The 15,043-nt window shown below is 68.9% G+C and carries 19 protein-coding genes and 1 riboswitch; of the genes, 12 read left to right on the top strand and 7 right to left on the bottom strand.

Features of this window, described 5'->3' with window-relative positions; all coding sequences use genetic code 11:
• Positions 1-27 precede the first annotated feature (27 nt).
• A complete protein-coding gene (locus CBQ26_RS06635; protein WP_088247745.1) occupies positions 28-648 on the bottom strand; it encodes a hypothetical protein in 621 nt (206 codons plus the stop codon).
• A 145-nt stretch (positions 649-793) separates the two neighbouring features.
• Positions 794-1,246, bottom strand: a complete 453-nt coding sequence (locus tag CBQ26_RS06630) for a hypothetical protein (RefSeq protein WP_088247743.1) — start codon at positions 1,244-1,246, stop codon at positions 794-796.
• A 71-nt stretch (positions 1,247-1,317) separates the two neighbouring features.
• A riboswitch (cyclic di-GMP riboswitch) is annotated at positions 1,318-1,401 on the bottom strand.
• 135 nt (positions 1,402-1,536) lie between these two features.
• Here CBQ26_RS06630 and CBQ26_RS22435 point away from each other — a divergent pair.
• The 5 genes from CBQ26_RS22435 (at position 1,537) to CBQ26_RS06605 (ending at position 5,451) form a co-directional block, all read left to right on the top strand.
• Complete coding sequence (locus CBQ26_RS22435; protein WP_229844029.1) at positions 1,537-1,860, top strand: hypothetical protein; 324 nt, start codon at positions 1,537-1,539, stop codon at positions 1,858-1,860.
• A gap of 51 nt (positions 1,861-1,911) precedes the next feature.
• A complete protein-coding gene (locus tag CBQ26_RS06620) occupies positions 1,912-2,763 on the top strand; it encodes a class I SAM-dependent methyltransferase (RefSeq protein ID WP_088247741.1) in 852 nt (283 codons plus the stop codon).
• A gap of 49 nt (positions 2,764-2,812) precedes the next feature.
• Positions 2,813-3,319: a Panacea domain-containing protein gene (locus CBQ26_RS06615; RefSeq protein ID WP_088247739.1), complete on the top strand. Its 507-nt coding sequence runs from the start codon at positions 2,813-2,815 to the stop codon at positions 3,317-3,319.
• Entirely contained in the window at positions 3,319-3,765 is a 447-nt protein-coding gene (locus CBQ26_RS06610) for a hypothetical protein (protein WP_088247737.1), read from the top strand. Before CBQ26_RS06615 ends, CBQ26_RS06610 begins: the two co-directional genes overlap by 1 nt.
• A gap of 153 nt (positions 3,766-3,918) precedes the next feature.
• Entirely contained in the window at positions 3,919-5,451 is a 1,533-nt protein-coding gene (locus CBQ26_RS06605) for a B12-binding domain-containing radical SAM protein (protein ID WP_088247735.1), read from the top strand.
• A gap of 110 nt (positions 5,452-5,561) precedes the next feature.
• Here CBQ26_RS06605 and CBQ26_RS06600 read toward each other — a convergent pair whose 3' ends face one another.
• From CBQ26_RS06600 to CBQ26_RS06590, 3 genes are read right to left on the bottom strand one after another with little or no spacing between them, the layout of a single operon-like run.
• A complete protein-coding gene (locus CBQ26_RS06600; RefSeq protein WP_088247734.1) occupies positions 5,562-6,728 on the bottom strand; it encodes a cation:proton antiporter in 1,167 nt (388 codons plus the stop codon).
• A gap of 31 nt (positions 6,729-6,759) precedes the next feature.
• Positions 6,760-7,248, bottom strand: a complete 489-nt coding sequence (locus tag CBQ26_RS06595) for a cation:proton antiporter regulatory subunit (RefSeq protein ID WP_088247732.1) — start codon at positions 7,246-7,248, stop codon at positions 6,760-6,762.
• A gap of 44 nt (positions 7,249-7,292) precedes the next feature.
• Positions 7,293-8,663 carry an esterase/lipase family protein gene (locus tag CBQ26_RS06590; protein ID WP_088247730.1) on the bottom strand — a complete coding sequence of 457 codons (1,371 nt, stop codon included), beginning with the start codon at positions 8,661-8,663 and terminating at the stop codon, positions 7,293-7,295.
• A gap of 276 nt (positions 8,664-8,939) precedes the next feature.
• Here CBQ26_RS06590 and CBQ26_RS06585 point away from each other — a divergent pair, with 276 nt between their 5' ends.
• From CBQ26_RS06585 to lysX, 5 genes are all read left to right on the top strand, one after another.
• Positions 8,940-10,226, top strand: coding sequence for a 3-isopropylmalate dehydratase large subunit (locus tag CBQ26_RS06585; protein ID WP_172417940.1), 1,287 nt, complete (start codon positions 8,940-8,942; stop codon positions 10,224-10,226).
• On the top strand, positions 10,226-10,720 hold the full coding sequence (locus tag CBQ26_RS06580) for a LeuD/DmdB family oxidoreductase small subunit (RefSeq protein ID WP_088247727.1): 495 nt from the start codon (positions 10,226-10,228) through the stop codon (positions 10,718-10,720). Before CBQ26_RS06585 ends, CBQ26_RS06580 begins: the two co-directional genes overlap by 1 nt.
• Before the next feature lie 23 nt (positions 10,721-10,743).
• Entirely contained in the window at positions 10,744-11,082 is a 339-nt protein-coding gene (locus CBQ26_RS06575; RefSeq protein ID WP_088247726.1) for a hypothetical protein, read from the top strand.
• Positions 11,083-11,155: 73 nt separating this feature from the next.
• A complete protein-coding gene (gene lysW / locus CBQ26_RS06570) occupies positions 11,156-11,329 on the top strand; it encodes a lysine biosynthesis protein LysW (RefSeq protein WP_088247724.1) in 174 nt (57 codons plus the stop codon).
• A gap of 82 nt (positions 11,330-11,411) precedes the next feature.
• On the top strand, positions 11,412-12,275 hold the full coding sequence (lysX, locus tag CBQ26_RS06565) for a lysine biosynthesis protein LysX (RefSeq protein WP_088247722.1): 864 nt from the start codon (positions 11,412-11,414) through the stop codon (positions 12,273-12,275).
• 69 nt (positions 12,276-12,344) lie between these two features.
• Here the strand turns inward: lysX and CBQ26_RS06560 are convergent, their stop codons facing one another.
• The gene (locus CBQ26_RS06560) at positions 12,345-12,968 is read right to left on the bottom strand and encodes a CBS and ACT domain-containing protein (RefSeq protein ID WP_088247720.1); all 624 of its coding nucleotides are present in this window, start codon (positions 12,966-12,968) and stop codon (positions 12,345-12,347) included.
• Between the two features lie 279 nt (positions 12,969-13,247).
• Here CBQ26_RS06560 and CBQ26_RS06555 point away from each other — a divergent pair, with 279 nt between their 5' ends.
• Positions 13,248-13,736, top strand: a complete 489-nt coding sequence (locus CBQ26_RS06555) for an OmpH/Skp family outer membrane protein (protein WP_088247718.1) — start codon at positions 13,248-13,250, stop codon at positions 13,734-13,736.
• Positions 13,737-13,855: 119 nt separating this feature from the next.
• Positions 13,856-14,320 (top strand): OmpH family outer membrane protein, encoded by a 465-nt coding sequence (locus tag CBQ26_RS06550; protein WP_088247717.1) that lies wholly within the window; start codon positions 13,856-13,858, stop codon positions 14,318-14,320.
• Positions 14,321-14,428: 108 nt separating this feature from the next.
• On the opposite strand, the gene CBQ26_RS06545 is transcribed toward CBQ26_RS06550, so the two are convergent.
• Complete coding sequence (locus CBQ26_RS06545; protein ID WP_088247715.1) at positions 14,429-14,944, bottom strand: pyridoxamine 5'-phosphate oxidase family protein; 516 nt, start codon at positions 14,942-14,944, stop codon at positions 14,429-14,431.
• Between the last annotated feature and the right edge of the window lie 99 nt (positions 14,945-15,043).

Here is a 15,043-nt window from a genome sequence, read left to right as displayed (position 1 = left end):
GTACGGCAGGAACGGGCAGCGCGGCAGTCACCAGGAAAGGTTCACGCTCACACCGCCGCCCAACTGCCCTGAATCGGTTTTCAGGCTGACGTTCGCACTCGCGGACCAGCGTGGATCGAAGATGGACGCCGGTACGCCGCTGACCGAGTAGTTCAGCCCGAGCCGCGCCCCGCCCGGCGAGTAGTTCAGCGACAGGTTCTGATTCACCAGTTTCGCGGACTCGACCCGGTACGGCACCGTGCCGATGACGTCGCCGCTTCGGTTCAGGACACTCAGCTGCCCGGCGTGCGGCTCCATGACGAGCACGCTGACCGGCTGCGTCATGTGCGCGGTCAGACGGACCGGTGCATCCGGCAGCCGGACGATCAGGCGGCGATCCTGGCTTTTCAGGTAGACCTCTGTGGTGATGGGGCTCAGGAGCGTGAAGGTCAGGGTCGTGGTCGACATCCCCGGATTCAGCCGCGCCTCCAGCTGCGCGGGCTGAACCAGCACCGTACGGGCGAGTTCGGTCGTGGTCACCTGACTGGGCGTGATGGACACCTTCGGGACGGACACCTGCGCCGCCGCCGTGGCGGCCGTCAGGGCAGCCCACAGGCAGAGGCCGGGCAGTCCGCTGCGCTTCAGGTCGATGTTACTGGCATGTTGCATGGTGGATTCGCTCCTCGATTCGTGCGGCGCGCAATACCCTTGTCTCGACCGGCCGGGTGGGACGCAGCCAGAAACGACCCGCAGAGACGGTCGTCCCGGCGGGTCGTTTCTGGCAGGTGGCGGGCCACCACTGCGGGACTTCCGATCAGTACGCGGACTGGCCGGTCACGCCGTATCCGATGGTCACCACGTCGCCCGCCTTCACGGTGCCGGCGTCCTGGGTGACGACCGTGATGGACAGTTCGCCGGATTCACCGGCGGCGAGTTCCAGATCACCAGACTGGGTGCTCCAGGTCACCGACGCGACCGAGGTATTGCCGCTGGTCACCTGCACGTCTTTCAGCTGCAGCCGGATGGCGCGGTCCGTGGTGTTTTCCACGGGAATGGTGATGGTGTAGGTCTCGCCGGGTTTCATGACCGGAAGGTCGACCTCGCCCGTGCTGACGTTGAAGCTGACGGCCTCGCCGAAGGTGCCGACCGTCGTGGACTGCCCGGTCACGATGGCGGTGTCGTAGTCGCTGCTCTGCGAGGACACGGCCCCCGCGAAGGGGGTCAGCAGCAGGACGGTCAGCAGGGTGGCAGTTTTGAATGTACGCATGGGAACTCCTCCGCAGGACCGTGATCCTGCAGTCATATCAATGAAGGCTGCCCTGACAGACAGGGGACAGCTGAACGAAAAGCCGGTCGCACCACTCGCTCACCACGTACCAGGTGCCCGGATACAGTACGTAGCTCAACGCGTCTCTCCGACAGAAGTTCTGTTCGAAGCTCAGGGAGGCTATCAAGCTCTGGTCACAGCTTTCTTACCTTAAATTCATGAGGATCTGCATGAAGAGTCAGATGCCCCGATCCACCCTCTGCATCCGCCCGCTTGCTAGACTGCGCGGCATGACGCGACTGCTGCTGGCCCTGGCGGGCGTGATTCTCCTGGCGGTCACTGCGTTGGCGGCCGTGTGGCTGCTGGGGCAGTTGCTGACGGGGCTGGGCGTGTTCGTGGTGGGGGCGGTGGGGGTGCTGGGTCGCCTGCTGTGGTTCCTGCTGGTGACGGGGCTGCTGGGCGGGCTGGTGTACTTCGTGACGAGCGCGTGGCGTCCGGCGCTGCGGGCGCGTGGCGGAGGCGAAGCTGCGCGGTCGGGCGCCGCTGCCCGCCCGGCCGGTGCAGCACCGGTTCGCCTGGAGAAACCCCCGGTCACATCGGACACCTCTGCCTGAGGCTGCGCAGGTGCTCCCGCGCCGTGTGGGTCATCATGGCAGGATGAGGGTATGTCTGACCTGACGCCCGAACAGACGGCCGATTCCAGCGTGGTGAATCCGGCGCGGTTCCTGGGCCGCGCGGACGTGTACGCGCAGGCCCGCCCTGGTTACCCGGACGCGCTGGGAGCGTGGTTGCGTGACCTGGGGCTGCTGGACGCACGGGTCGCGGATATCGGCGCGGGGACCGGGCTGTTCACGCGCCTGCTGCTGGCGCACGGGGCGGCCGTGACGGCCGTGGAACCCAACCCGGACATGCGCGCCCGGCTGGGTGAGGGGTTGTGCGGCGTGCCGGGTCTGACCGTGCAGGCCGGAACGTCCGAGGCGACCGGGTTGGCGGGCGCGTCGGTGGGGCTGATCACGGCGGCGCAGGCGGCCCACTGGTTCGACCCGGCGCGGACCCTGCCGGAGTTCCGGCGGGTGCTGGTTCCGGGCGGGCGGGTGCTGTTCGTCTGGAACGACTGGCGGGCCGCGCAGGAAAGCGCGCCGTTCAACCGCGCGTACGGCGAGGTCGTGCGGGCGTTCACAGACGACGATCCCCTTCAGATCCGAGTGCCGGAGGATGACCTGCCGCTGTTCATGCCCGGCGGGTTCGAGGCGCGTGAATGGACGCACACGCACCCCCTGACGCGCGCGGCCCTGCATGCGCTGGCGGGCAGCGTGAGTTACCTGCCCGCGCCGGACTCGCCGGAGTTCCCGGCGCTGCGGTCGGCGCTGGACGCGGCGTTCGACGCTCACGCGCAGGCGGGGATGCCGGGGGCCGAGGCCTGCGTGGAACTGGCGTACCGGACGAAGGCGTACCTGGGCACGCTGGACTCCACCGCGCCCGGCCCCACCGCTTCCGGCCCCGCCGTGTTACGCTGAGGACAGAACCCCCGGCGGGTCCGACCAGCCGGGAAAGGAGGTTGTTGCCATGACCCACCCCGAGCCCGTCACCCCCTGGCCCGCCGCGCTGCCCCCCGGTGGGTACGCCGCCGAGGTCGTGGCGAACGCCTTCATCGAACTGGCCCGCCGCGAGGGAAGGCACCTGACGCAGATGCAGGTGCACAAACTGGTGTTCATCGCGCACGGCTACGCGCTGGCCCTGCTGGGCCGCCCCCTGACGTACAACACCGTCCACGCCTGGAGGAACGGCCCGGTCATCCGCCGCCTGTGGGAACGCTGGGGCGGGCGGGGCGTGCAGCCCATCGAGTCGCCGCTGCCGGTCGCGCCGTCCGAACCGGATCTGCACGCCGACCCGGACGCCGCCGAGGTGATTCGCAGCGTCTGGAGCGCCTACGGCAGCATGGACGGCCTGGAACTCTCACGCCTGACCCACCGCGCCGGCAGCCCCTGGGCGCAGGTGTACGCGGCCCGCGCCGACCTGATCCCCGACGAGATCACCCGCGAGTACTACACCGCCCTGGCCCGCAGCGCCTGATGCCGGACCCCTCGCCACCACCTGCCGGTCCGCCCCCTGCCGCGCCACCACCGGCCCCGGCACCCGAACGGACCGCCATCGAACAGGCCGTCCTGCACGGTCTGGAGGCCGAGCGGCGCGCCCTGCCCACCCAGGCGGACCTGGAACGCCGCACCCGCGAACTGCGCTACCGCGAGGCGGTGGATCAACGCTGGCTGCGGCTGGGTGTGGGGGCCATCGTGTTCCTGCTGTCCGGCGCGTGGCTGGCCGCCGACGTGGTCCTGACCCTGGCGGCCGGGTGGGGCGAACTGGCGGGGCGACCGTTCCGGCTGGACAGCAGCGTGCTCGTGGCGTTCCTGACGACCAGCACCGCCACCGTGATCGGCCTGTTCCTGGTGTTCCTGCGCTGGCTGTACCCGCAGGGGCGCGCCCTGCCGGACGCCCCGCCCCCGACCCCGGACCCGTAGGCGGCGTGCGCCGGTCGTGACGCGGACTTCAGTTGGGTGCGCGCAATCCCGTAGAATGGCAGATTGTGACGCGCGCCGCCGCCCGAGCCCAGCCCCTGCGCTGAGATCCGCTCTGGCTTTCCCTCCGGCGCGGCCCACGCTCCCGGAGGACTTTTGAGTTACTGGCGCAACACCATCAAACCCCTGCTCGACGACGAGACCGGCACCCTGTTCAAGCAGGCGCCCGTCCGCGTGACCCTGGCCTTCCCGAACCGCTACTCGGTCGGCATGGCCTCGCTGGGCTATCAGGTCATCTACCGCATGTTCAACCAGGAAGAAGGTGTCGCCTGCGAACGCGCCTTCCTGCCCGACGACGTCGAGGCCTTCGAGCGGACCGGGCAGGCCCTGCCCACCGTCGAGACGGGCCGCGACGCCGGGGACTGCCAGCTGCTGGCGATCAGCGTGTCGTTCGAGCTGGACCTGACGAACATCATCCGCCTGCTGGACGTGACCGGACTGCGCCCCCTGCGGGAGGAACGCGACGACAGCGACGCCATCGTCATGATCGGCGGGCCGTTCACCAGCTCCAACCCCTACCCGCTCGCTCCGTTCGCGGACGTGATCATCATCGGGGACGGCGAGCAGATCATCCCGGTCATCAGCGAGGCCCTGCGCGAGGCGACGAGCCGCGAGGACTTCTACGACCTCGTGGACGGCATGCCCGGCGTGTTCCTCCCGGCGCGGCACACCCACGAACCCAAGTGGGCGACCGCGCCCAAGGAACTGCTGCCCGCGTACAGCCAGATCGTCACGCCGCACAGCGAACTGAGCAACATGTTCCTCGTCGAGGCGCAGCGCGGCTGCCCCCGCCCCTGCACCTTCTGCCTCGCCCGGACCATGTACGGCCCGAACCGCAACAACCAGGCGCAGGAACTGCTGGACGTCATTCCCGACTGGGCCACCAAGGTCGGTCTGGTCGGCGCGGCCCTCAGCGACTTCCCGCACACCAAGTTCGTGGGGCGCACCCTGACCGACCGGGGCATCAAGCTGGGCGTCAGCTCCATCCGCGCCGACACGGTGGACGCCGAACTGGCCGAGATCCTCAAGGCTGGCGGGCTGCGCACCTTCACGGTCGCCAGCGACGCCCCCAGCGAACGCCTGCGCCGCTGGCTGAAGAAAGGCATCACCACCGAGGACCTCGTCAAGACCGCGCACATCAGCCGCGACCTGGGCTTCAAGGGCGTCAAGGTGTACATGATGATCGGCCTGGGCCCCGAGAACGACGACGACATCACGGAACTGATCTCGTTCACCAAGGAACTCGCCGGGATCAACCGCATCGCGCTGGGCATCAGTCCCTTCGTGCCCAAACGCCACACGCCGCACTTCGCGGACCCCTTCGCGGGCGTGCAGGTCATCGAGAAGCGCATGAAACGCATCCAGAAGGAGCTGCGCACCACCGCCGAACTGCGCAACGTGTCCGCCAAGTGGGCCTGGGTGGAAAGCGTGATCGCGCGCGGCGGCCCGGAGGTCGGCATGGCCGCCTACCAGATCTACCGCAACGAGAGCATCGGCGCGTGGAAAAAGGCCCTGGACGAGGTCGGCTGGCACGACGAATTCGAGACGAACGCCCCCGCCATCGACCTGCCGCCCGGCCAGTACGAGAGCAAGGACGTCAGCGCCCACGCGCAGGGCCTCGCCATCTGAGGGCCTCCGATTGAATGGGCTGCAAAGCCGTTCAATCCAGGCAGCGTGAACATCGACAGGAACCGGCGGCAGAGGATATTCCCTTTGCCGCCGGTTCCTGTTGCTGGGGGTCAGTTGCTCGTGGCGGGCCGGGCGGGGCGGGTCAGCCACGCGGCGATGGGTGCGTCGAAGCGGGTCACGACCGGGCCGATCAGGGCGGTCAGCAGTACGTACACGGCGGCCAGCGGCCCCAGTTGCGGCGCGAGCCCCAGGCCCAGGCCCGCGATCAGGATGCTGAACTCGCCGCGTGCGATCAGGGTCGCTCCGGCGCGGACGCGGCCGCGTGTCTGCACGCCCGCGCGGGCCGCGCCGATCCAGCCGACTGCGAACTTGGTGGCGGCGGTCACGACGGCCAGCAGCGTGGCGGCCAGCAGCACGTCCGGCACCTGGGCGAGGTTCAGTTGCAGGCCGAAGAACACGAAGAACACGGCGGCGAACAGGTCCCGCAGCGGCTCGATCTGCCGCCGGGCGCGGTCGGCGACCTCGCCGGACAGCGCGATGCCCACCAGGAACGCGCCGATGGCGGCGCTGACCTTCAGCAGGTCGGCGGCGCCGGCCACGACCAGCACCAGTCCCAGCACGCCCAGCAGCAGCGCCTCGTCGCTGGGGACGTTCAGCGCGCGGCTCAGGAGGTGCCCGTAGCGCAACGCCAGGAAGAAGGTCAGGGCGAACACGCCCAGCGCGACGATCAGGTTCACGCCGATGGCGACCAGCGTGCCGCCCAGCAGCAGCGCCGCCACGACCGGCAGGTACACGGCCATGGCGACGTCCTCCAGCACGCACACGCCCAGGATGACCGGCGTCTCGCGGTTCCCGAGTCGGCCCAGGTCCGACAGCACCTTGCTGGCGATGCCGCTGCTGGTCAGGTACGTCACGCCGCCCAGCAGCACGCAGGCCATGGGGGGCAGGCCCAGCAGCCACCCGGCGATCAGGCCCGGCGGGAAGTTCAGGGCGAGGTCCAGCGCGCCGATGTTCCGCTGCTTGCTCAGGCTCTCGCGGAGTTCCTGACTGGTGAATTCCAGGCCCAGCGTGAACAGCAGCAGCACCGCGCCGATCTCGGCGCCCACGTGGATGAATTCCTCCGGGGCGCGGCCCAGGTGCATGAACGCGCCCAGCCCCACGCCCGCGAGCAGGTACAGCGGAATGGGCGTGATGCCCAGCCGCCCGGCTGCGCGGCCCACGAGCGCCAGCGCCAGGATGACCACCCCGAGTTCCAGGAACAGTTGACCTAACGGCACGCGCCCCCCGTGCGGGCGGGTGGGGGAGGGGTCACGGGGTGCCGCGCAGCAGCGCGGCCGCCTGCCGGATGCCGGGCGCGGTGCCCACCACGACCACCACGTCGCCCCGCTCGAAGGTCAGTTCCGGTCCGGGTGCGGGGACGGCCTGCTGGCCGCGCATGACCGCCACGATGGACGTGCCGGTGCGGGTGCGCATCATGGTGCTGCCCAGCAGCTGTCCCACGAAGGGGCTGGTGTCGGGCAGCGGCAGCCAGTCCATGGCGAGTCCCTGGATGTCCTGCATGGAGGTTTCCAGGCGGCGCGTGACGGAGCTGCCGCCCAGCAGGTCCGCGACGGCCTCGGCCTCGTCGTCGGCCAGGACGATGCTCTCGGCGCAGGCGTCCGGGTCGTCGCGGCGGGCGACGAAGATCTCGCGCCGCCCGTCGCGGTGCGTGATGACGCCCACGCGTTTGCCGGAGCGGCTGTCGAAGTCGTAGCGCATGCCCACGCCGGGCAGCGGAGTCTCGTCGAGTTTCACCATGCCGCCCAGGATAGGGCAGGGGAGTCAGGCCCGCTGGCAGGCGGTCACTTCACGCTGGCCAGGAACGCCGCCTGGTTGCGGTAGAAGGTCTTCACGTCCCGGAACGACAGATTTCCCGTGATGTCGATGTGGTCGTACCCGCTGACGCGGCCCAGGCGGTACCAGCCCCCGGGCGTGGTGGCCTGCCCGGTGTACGCGGCGCTGCCCTGGCCGCTCGGGGCGTTCATGGACGTGTTCGGGACGATCCCGTCGTTCGCCCACCACGCGCTGCTGTACGTGACGGCCCCGCCGGGGCTGCGGCCCGTGATGTTCCCCAGTCCCGGCTTCAGCGGCCACGCGTACGGGTACGCGATGGGTTGCAGCACGGCGTTCATGGTGGGGGTCGGGTACTGCCAGCCGCTGATCAGGCCGCTGGTGGTGGCGTTCGTTTCCCACGAGAAGTACCGCGTGGTGCGGCTGCGGCCCGCGGCGGCGTTCAGGGCGGCCGCGCCGTCCGGGCTCAGGTCGTACGCCGCCTGATCGCGTGTGGTGAAGATCCGCGAGTTCATCACCCGGTCCTGGTACGTGCTGAACCGCTCGCCCGGCGCGCGGCTCAGGCCCCACTGGCCCAGGTCGAAGTCGTACACGAAGTTCTGCGGGTCCAGCGCCCCGACGCTGCCCGCGAACGCCAGGATCAGGTTCTTGAACAGCGGCACGGCGTCCTGCAACGTGTCGGCGGCGGGGCTGCCGTTGTTGGGGGTGCTGACCGTCATGACGCTGCGCACCCACCCGGCGCGGCCTCCGGTGAACAGGCCGCCGCTGGCGCGGTTGGCGGTGTCCCCGTCGTCCAGCAGTTTCACGAGCAGCCGTGCGGTCTGCCCGCCCATGGAGTGCCCCAGCAGGTTCACCGGGTGCTGCGCGTCCCACTGCGGGTAGAAGCCGGGATAGCACTTGGCCGGGTCGGTGCGGGCGTGTCCGTGCGTGGCGGCGTGCGCCGCGCCGTAGTCCACGCAGCCGCCCTTGATCTGCGCGTACAGTTCGGCGGCGCGGTCCCAGTTGCTGCTGACCGGCCCCATGCTGGCCGTGTAGACCGCGTACCCCTGGCCGCGCAGGTCCTGCTGCACGTCGTTCAGGCCGCCCCAGTAGCGCAGGCCCAGCGCCTCGTCCCGCCCGAAGCCTCCCAGGCCGTGTACCAGGATCAGCGGCGTGCTCTTGTCCAGCGCCTGCGCGTTCAGCGGGGCGGGCGGGGCGGTGTCGCGCAGGTCGGTGCGGGTGGGCGCGGCGGTCGCCTCGGGCGGGGTGGGGACGGCCGCCGTGACCGGAACGGTGGTGGCGGCGGGTCCGGTGGGTGCGCCGCACGAGCCGAGCAGCAGCGCGGCGCTCAGGGCGGCCAGGACGACGGGGCGGGGGGCGGTACGGTGTGGGGCATGGGACATGACGGCTCCTGGGCCACGGGCGGAGGCGGGGGCCTGCGCCGGGTGTCGGAACAGGACTGCCGGGGTCCGTTCACGCTGGAACGGACGGGTCTGCCGCGGGTGGCAGCTGGGTTGTGGGTACGTCCCGCACAGTGACACACTGGGGAGCGGTTGACTTGACTGGGGTTCATTTTTGAACCGCACCCCCTCTACCCGCCCCTGGCGTTTGTAAACAATTCGGCCTGAAATCCAGTCAATCTCACGCCTGTCCGTCCGGGATGCGGCATGATGGGGCGCATGACGAACCCCACCCCCCGCCCGCAGACCATGGCGGAAAAGATCCTCTCCCGGCGCGGTACGCACACCGTGTACGCCGGGGACCTCGCGGTCGTCGAGGTCGATCAGGTCATGGTCGTGGACTCCATCGCCCAGAGCTTCATCCAGCGGATGCAGCAGGACCTCGGCGCCACGCCTAAATACCCCGAACGGGTCAGTATCGTGATCGATCACGTCGCCCCCGCCAGTACCGTCAGCGTGGCGCAGGCGCAGAAGGAAGCGCGTGAGTACGCCGCGCAGACCGGCGTGCGCCTCTTCGACGTGGGCCGCGGCATCTGCCATCAGGTCCTGATGGAGGAAGGGCTGGCCCGCCCCGGCTGGATCGTGCTGGGCAGCGACAGCCACTCCACCACCTACGGCGCAGTCGCGGCGTTCGGCAGCGGCATGGGCGCCACCGACATCGCCCTGGCCGCCGCGAGCGGCAAGACCTGGCTGAAGGTGCCCGACAGCGTGAAAGTCACTTTCGCGGGCGACCTGCGGCCCGGCGTGACCGCCAAGGACGTCGCGCTGGAAATGATCCGTCGCCTCGGCGCGGACGGCGCCACCTACCAGAGCATCGAGATGCACGCCGGGGACCGCTTCACGCGCGGCGAACGCATGACCCTCGCCAACCTCTGCGTTGAGGCGGGTGCCAAGGCCGGACTGGTCGTGCCCGGCGGCGAGATCCTCACCGCGTACGGCTACGACATCCCCGAGTGGGTCTACCCGGACGAGGGCGCCACGTACGTGCAGAGCATCGAGATCGACCTGGGCACCCTGAATCCCCGCATGAGCGCCCCCAGCGAGGTGGACAACGTGTTCGACGTTGCCCAGCTGCGCGAGGACCTCCGCGACGTGCACGTGGATCAGGTGTTCATCGGCACCTGCACGAACGGCCGCATCGAGGACCTGCACGCTGCCGCCAACGTCCTGCGCGGCCGTCGTGTCGCCCCCGGCACGCGCCTGCTGGTCATCCCGGCCAGCAGTCAGGTCATGGAGGACGCCATGGCCGACGGCACCCTCCTGACCCTGCAACGCGCCGGGGCGGTCCTGGGCACGCCCGGCTGCGGGCCGTGCATGGGTCGCCACCAGGGCGTCCTCGCGCCCGGCGAGGTCTGCGTCAGCACCAGCAACCGCAACTTCATCGGGCGGATGGGGGACAAGGACGCCCGGATCTACCTCGCGTCGCCCGCCGTGGCCGCCGCGACCGCCGTCATGGGCCGCGTCGCGCTGCCCGAGGACGTTCCTGGACAGGGGGAGGTGGCCTGATGGCCCGTATCTGGAAATTTGGCGACAGCGTGAACACCGACGACATCCTGCCGGGCAAGTTCGCGCCGTTCATGGCGGGCGAGGACGTGTTCCAGACGTTCGCGTTCCATTACATCCGCCCGGAGTTCGCAGCCAGCGTGCGGCCCGGTGACGTGCTGATTGGGGGGCGCAACTGGGGCCTGGGCAGCAGCCGCGAGTACGCCCCGCAGGCGCTGAAGAAGTTGCAGGTGGGCGGGATCGTCGCACCAAGTTTTGCGCGCATCCACTACCGCAACCTGCTGAACCTGGGCATCCCGGCCTTCGAGTTCGACCTGACTGGGCTGCTGGAGGACGGCGCGGAGGTGTCGCTGGACGTTCAGACCGGGGTCCTGACGCACGCGGGCGGGACGGTGCAGTTGCCGCCCCCGCCGGAGTTCCTGCGTGAGGCGCTGGCCGAGGGGAGCATCCTGGCGTTCTTCAAGAAGCACGGGCGCTTTCCCGGCGAGCCCGCCTGAACCGGGGGCCCTACACTGGGGGCATGGCGACCCTGGAGATCGAATGCCCCGTGTGTGCGGAAGTGCTGGAACTGACGGACGAGGACCGTGCGGAACTGATGGTGGGGGACGTGATCGTGTGCGACTCCTGCCATTCGGAGATGGAGGTGACCCGCAACGGCGAGGGTGAGGATTTCGATCTGGAGTTGCTGGGCGAGATGACGACCTGCCCGAACTGCGGTGAGGAATTCGAGGTGACCGAGGACATGCTGGCGGCCGCGCCGGTGCAGGTGCTGGACGGCGCGGAGGTCAGTGTGGTGTCCTGCCCGCACTGCCGGGGGCTGGTGGCGCTGGAACTGGTGGACGAGGGCGGCCTGGACTAGGCGCGCATTCTGCCTAGACAATTGCGAACGCCAGAATTTGGGTACGTTAACCTACCAAACGTAAGGAGTGAATATGGCTATCATTCAATTTGAAAACCCTGATACCGGTGCGATCATCGAACTGACTAACCCCGAACTCGGCGAACTCGTCACCGACGACGAGACCGGCGTGGAATACGAAGTCGTGTCCATCGACCCCCCCCGCCTCGAAGCCGCCCCCCAGGAAGCGGAGGACTGGGGCGAGTGATCCCGCCAGGGCACGCGGTCAGGCCGTTCCACCGGAACACCTGACCGCGCTCCCTTGCCGGACCACACCCCAGGCACCCAGCATGGCCGACCTCGCCGTCCTGTACGACCGCATCCGCCCCGACGAGAAGATGCTCTTCGAGGCCCTCGACGACCTCGGCGTGCCCTACGACAAGGTGTACACGCCGCAACTGACCGTCACCTTCGACGAGCAGGGCCGCGCCGCCGTCCCCTGGAAGGTCGCCATCGAACGCTGCGTCAGCCAGAGCCGCGGCCACGGCGTCACCCGCGCGCTCGAAGGCTTCGGCGTGAAGGTCATCAACCCCGCGCACGTCATCGAACTGTGCGGCGACAAACTCGCCACGAACGCCGCCCTGCACGCCCATGGGCTGCCCACCCCCCGCACCGGCGTGGCCTTCGACGGCGACGCGGCCCTGAACCTCATCGAATCGATGGGCTACCCGGTCGTCCTGAAACCCACCGTCGGCTCGTGGGGCCGCATGGTCAGCCGCCTGAACGACCGCGCCGCCGCCGAGGCCGTCATCGAGCACAAGGAAGTCCTGGGCGGCCCGCAGCACGGCATCTTCTACATGCAGGAACTCATCGACAAGCCCGGCCGTGACATCCGCGCGTTCGTGGTGGGCGGCGAGTGCATCGGCGCGATCTACCGCACCAGCGAACACTGGATCACGAACACCGCGCGCGGCGCCAAGGCCAGCAACTGCCCCGTCACGCCCGAAATCGCCGACCTCGCCGTGCGGGCCGCCGCCGCCGTCCACGGGCAGATCGTCGCCATCGACCTCGTCGAGGACCCCGCCGCCCAGAACGAGTGGGGCGGCCTGAAGATCATCGAGATCAACCACACCATGGAATTCAAGAACTCCGTGGCGACCACCGGCGTGAACATCCCCCGCCGGATGGGCGAGTACGCCATCAGCCTGCTGTAAGCGGCAGCAGACCAGAAAGGGGAGGCCCGGTGCGATGAACACCGGGCCTCCCCCTGATATGCTTCTGGCTCAGTCCAGCACGTCGATGCCGGTGGCCCGCACGCGCTCGCGTACGTCCTTGAGGCCCTCGCCGCTGACGCGCATCACGAAGCGGCGCCGGCCGTTCTCGCCGCCGAACGTGGCGACACTGATGATGTTGCTCGGCAGGATCGCCCCGGTCGCGCGTTCCAGGCTGCCCGGCACGTCCGGCATGTCCAGCGTCAGGCGCTGCCCGCCTTCGCGCATGCCCAGGATGCCCGTGAAGGCCCGCAGGACGTCCATGGTCGTGATGATCCCACTCAGGCGGCCCGCGTCGTTCAGGACCGGCAGGCCCCCCACGTGATGCTCCTGCATGCGCAGCGCCGCGTCTTCCATGTACTCGCCCTCGGCGGCCGTGATGACCGGGCGGGCCATCATCTCCTCGACCGTCAGTTTGCTCAGCAGGTAATTCAGTTCCCAGACGCTCAGGGTCGTGGCCTTGCTGGGCATGGCGTCTTTCAGGTCCTTGCGGGTCGTGATGCCCACCAAGCGGTCGCCGTCCATGACCGGCAGGCGACGGAACCCGCCTTCTTTCAGCAGTTTCAGGGCGTCCATGACGGGCGTGTCGGGGGTCACGGTGGTCGGATTACGGGTCATCCAGTCGCGAACGAGCATACCTGCAGTGTACAGGCGGGCCGGCCCGTCCAACAGACTCCGATTGAATGGGCTGCAAAGACCATTCAATCCGAGCGGATGCGAGCAGGAGAGAAACGGGTTCCGGACGTGGAGCCGGCAATCCGGTGAAGTTCCGGATTGCCGGCGAAACAAACGGGACCCGTATCACACGTCCCGCCCGCCTGCGCGCAGACCCACGAAAGGGGTATGGACAGGAGGTGTGAGGCGGGTCAGCGGACCTTCATTCGGCTCAGAAAGGCGCGTGCTACGGTGCTCGTCATGAAGATCAACGCCAAGATCCTGGCCCCCCTGGCCCTCGCGGCCGCCTACGGCCTCGGTACCGTCGCGCCCCACGCGCAGACCACGCCCCAGAAGGTCGGGTTCGTGGACGTCTCCAAACTTCTGTCCGCTCACCCCGGCGACAAGGAAATCCAGGCCATCCAGAAGAAGGCCGACGATGAACTCACGGCCCTCGACAAGCAGGTCAAGGCCATCGACGCCAAGGGCGCGAACGCCTCGGCCGCCGAGAAGCAGACCCGCGAGCAGCTGGTGACCACCATCCGCAGCAAGGCCGACGCCTACGACAAGCAGCTGGCCCCCAAGATCGCCGTGGTCGAGAAGGCCGTGGACACCGCCATCAACACCGTCGCCAAGAGCAACGGCTTCTCCATCGTCATGGACCGCGACGTGGCCGCCAAGAGCGGACTGGTCATCTACGCCGACCCCACCAGCGAACTGACCGACGCCGTCTCCAAAGCCGTCAAGTAACCGCCCGGTTCCCCCCGCGTCCGCGCGGCCATTCCCGACCTGAAGCTGGCCCCGCGCGGTACTCGCTGCGGGGCCAGCCCCGTCCCCACCGGCTTCCTGCCGGGTCAGGAGAACTTCCCTTGAACCGATTCATGCTCCTCCTCCCGCTCGCCCTGCTGACCACCGTCCCGCACGCCCAGCAGAGCAAGAACCGCGTCGGCATCCTGAACGTCCAGACAGTCGTGAAGGCCATGCCCGGCGCGCAGGCCTACCTGGACCTGAACGCCAAGGCCAACAGCGACCTCGCCGCGAAGCAGAAGAACATCCAGGCGCTCGCTGCCAAGGCCAGCACCGCCGCCGACCGCGCCGCCCTGACCAAGGCGCAGCAGGCGTACGCGGCGGCCCGCACCGATTACGCCAAACGCATCGACACGGCCTTCAAGCCGCTGGGCACCAAGATGAACGCCGCGGTCGCCAAGGTTGCCCGCGCCAACGGCTACACCGTCGTTCTGGATGAACGGGTCGCCGCGCAGACCAGCCTGATCGTGTACGCCAACGAGGGCGCCACGAACCTGAACAACGCCGTCATCAAAGAACTGAAGTAGGCGGCGCGACCGAACAATGGAGCGGACTCTGGAAGGTGGGTATCTGCCCACTCTTCCGGAGTCCGTTCCGCGCTTATCTCTGAACTGCTGCTGTCAGGACGCAGCCGGTCAGAGACGAACGGTTTCGTTCTCGCCCATGTCGGGCTTCCCGCCGACCAGTCCCTTCGCGAATTCCAGCAGGCTGCGGATCTTGCCGTTGCCTTCCCAGTACTCGGCGCCGTTCGCGTGAATCTGGATCAGCTGGATGTTCGGGTCTTCCTTACCCTGCGGGAAGTACGTCTGGTAGAAGTCGCTCCAGAGTTCGTCGAGTTTCGCGCGGTCCTCGACGAGTTGCGCGGTGCCGTTCACGCTGACGTACACGCCCTTGTCGGGGTTGGAGTAACTGACGTTCACCTGCGGGCGGGCCGCCATGTCCCGGACCTGCTCGGTGTCCTTGCCGCCGATGAACCAGATGTCGCCGTCGAACTCGACCTGCTGCGTGGTCATCGGGTGCGCGTGCAGGTGCCCGTCGGCGGTCTGCACGGTCAGCATGGCGAAATGCACTTCCTTGATCATCGCCGCGAGAGTCTTCACGGCCTCCTGGCGGGTGGGGGCGGCGTGGTCGGCGGCAGTGTGGTTGGTCATGCCCGCACCCTGTCATGTGCCCGGCCCGGCGGACTGGGAGGTCGCCCACCGTGTGAACCCTGCCGCAACCCACCCTGAAGGAACGCTGCACGCCGCGTG

The sequence above is a fragment of the Deinococcus indicus genome, assembly GCF_002198095.1.
Taxonomy (GTDB): Bacteria; Deinococcota; Deinococci; order Deinococcales; family Deinococcaceae; genus Deinococcus; species Deinococcus caeni.
Note: the sequence above shows the minus strand (reverse complement) of the source record. Positions and strands in the feature narration are given on the sequence as shown.

What these genes read in the sequence shown, in the direction of transcription:
- CBQ26_RS06635 (WP_088247745.1), bottom strand. Translation starts at nt 648, where the DNA reads ATGCAACATGCCAGTAACATCGACCTGAAGCGCAGCGGACTGCCCGGC.
- CBQ26_RS06630 (WP_088247743.1), bottom strand. Translation starts at nt 1,246, where the DNA reads ATGCGTACATTCAAAACTGCCACCCTGCTGACCGTCCTGCTGCTGACC.
- CBQ26_RS22435 (WP_229844029.1), top strand. Translation starts at nt 1,537, where the DNA reads ATGACGCGACTGCTGCTGGCCCTGGCGGGCGTGATTCTCCTGGCGGTC.
- CBQ26_RS06620 (WP_088247741.1), top strand. Translation starts at nt 1,912, where the DNA reads ATGTCTGACCTGACGCCCGAACAGACGGCCGATTCCAGCGTGGTGAAT.
- CBQ26_RS06615 (WP_088247739.1), top strand. Translation starts at nt 2,813, where the DNA reads ATGACCCACCCCGAGCCCGTCACCCCCTGGCCCGCCGCGCTGCCCCCC.
- CBQ26_RS06610 (WP_088247737.1), top strand. Translation starts at nt 3,319, where the DNA reads ATGCCGGACCCCTCGCCACCACCTGCCGGTCCGCCCCCTGCCGCGCCA.
- CBQ26_RS06595 (WP_088247732.1), bottom strand. Translation starts at nt 7,248, where the DNA reads ATGGTGAAACTCGACGAGACTCCGCTGCCCGGCGTGGGCATGCGCTAC.
- CBQ26_RS06590 (WP_088247730.1), bottom strand. Translation starts at nt 8,663, where the DNA reads ATGTCCCATGCCCCACACCGTACCGCCCCCCGCCCCGTCGTCCTGGCC.
- CBQ26_RS06585 (WP_172417940.1), top strand. Translation starts at nt 8,940, where the DNA reads ATGACGAACCCCACCCCCCGCCCGCAGACCATGGCGGAAAAGATCCTC.
- CBQ26_RS06580 (WP_088247727.1), top strand. Translation starts at nt 10,226, where the DNA reads ATGGCCCGTATCTGGAAATTTGGCGACAGCGTGAACACCGACGACATC.
- CBQ26_RS06575 (WP_088247726.1), top strand. Translation starts at nt 10,744, where the DNA reads ATGGCGACCCTGGAGATCGAATGCCCCGTGTGTGCGGAAGTGCTGGAA.
- lysW (WP_088247724.1), top strand. Translation starts at nt 11,156, where the DNA reads ATGGCTATCATTCAATTTGAAAACCCTGATACCGGTGCGATCATCGAA.
- lysX (WP_088247722.1), top strand. Translation starts at nt 11,412, where the DNA reads ATGGCCGACCTCGCCGTCCTGTACGACCGCATCCGCCCCGACGAGAAG.
- CBQ26_RS06560 (WP_088247720.1), bottom strand. Translation starts at nt 12,968, where the DNA reads ATGCTCGTTCGCGACTGGATGACCCGTAATCCGACCACCGTGACCCCC.
- CBQ26_RS06555 (WP_088247718.1), top strand. Translation starts at nt 13,248, where the DNA reads ATGAAGATCAACGCCAAGATCCTGGCCCCCCTGGCCCTCGCGGCCGCC.
- CBQ26_RS06545 (WP_088247715.1), bottom strand. Translation starts at nt 14,944, where the DNA reads ATGACCAACCACACTGCCGCCGACCACGCCGCCCCCACCCGCCAGGAG.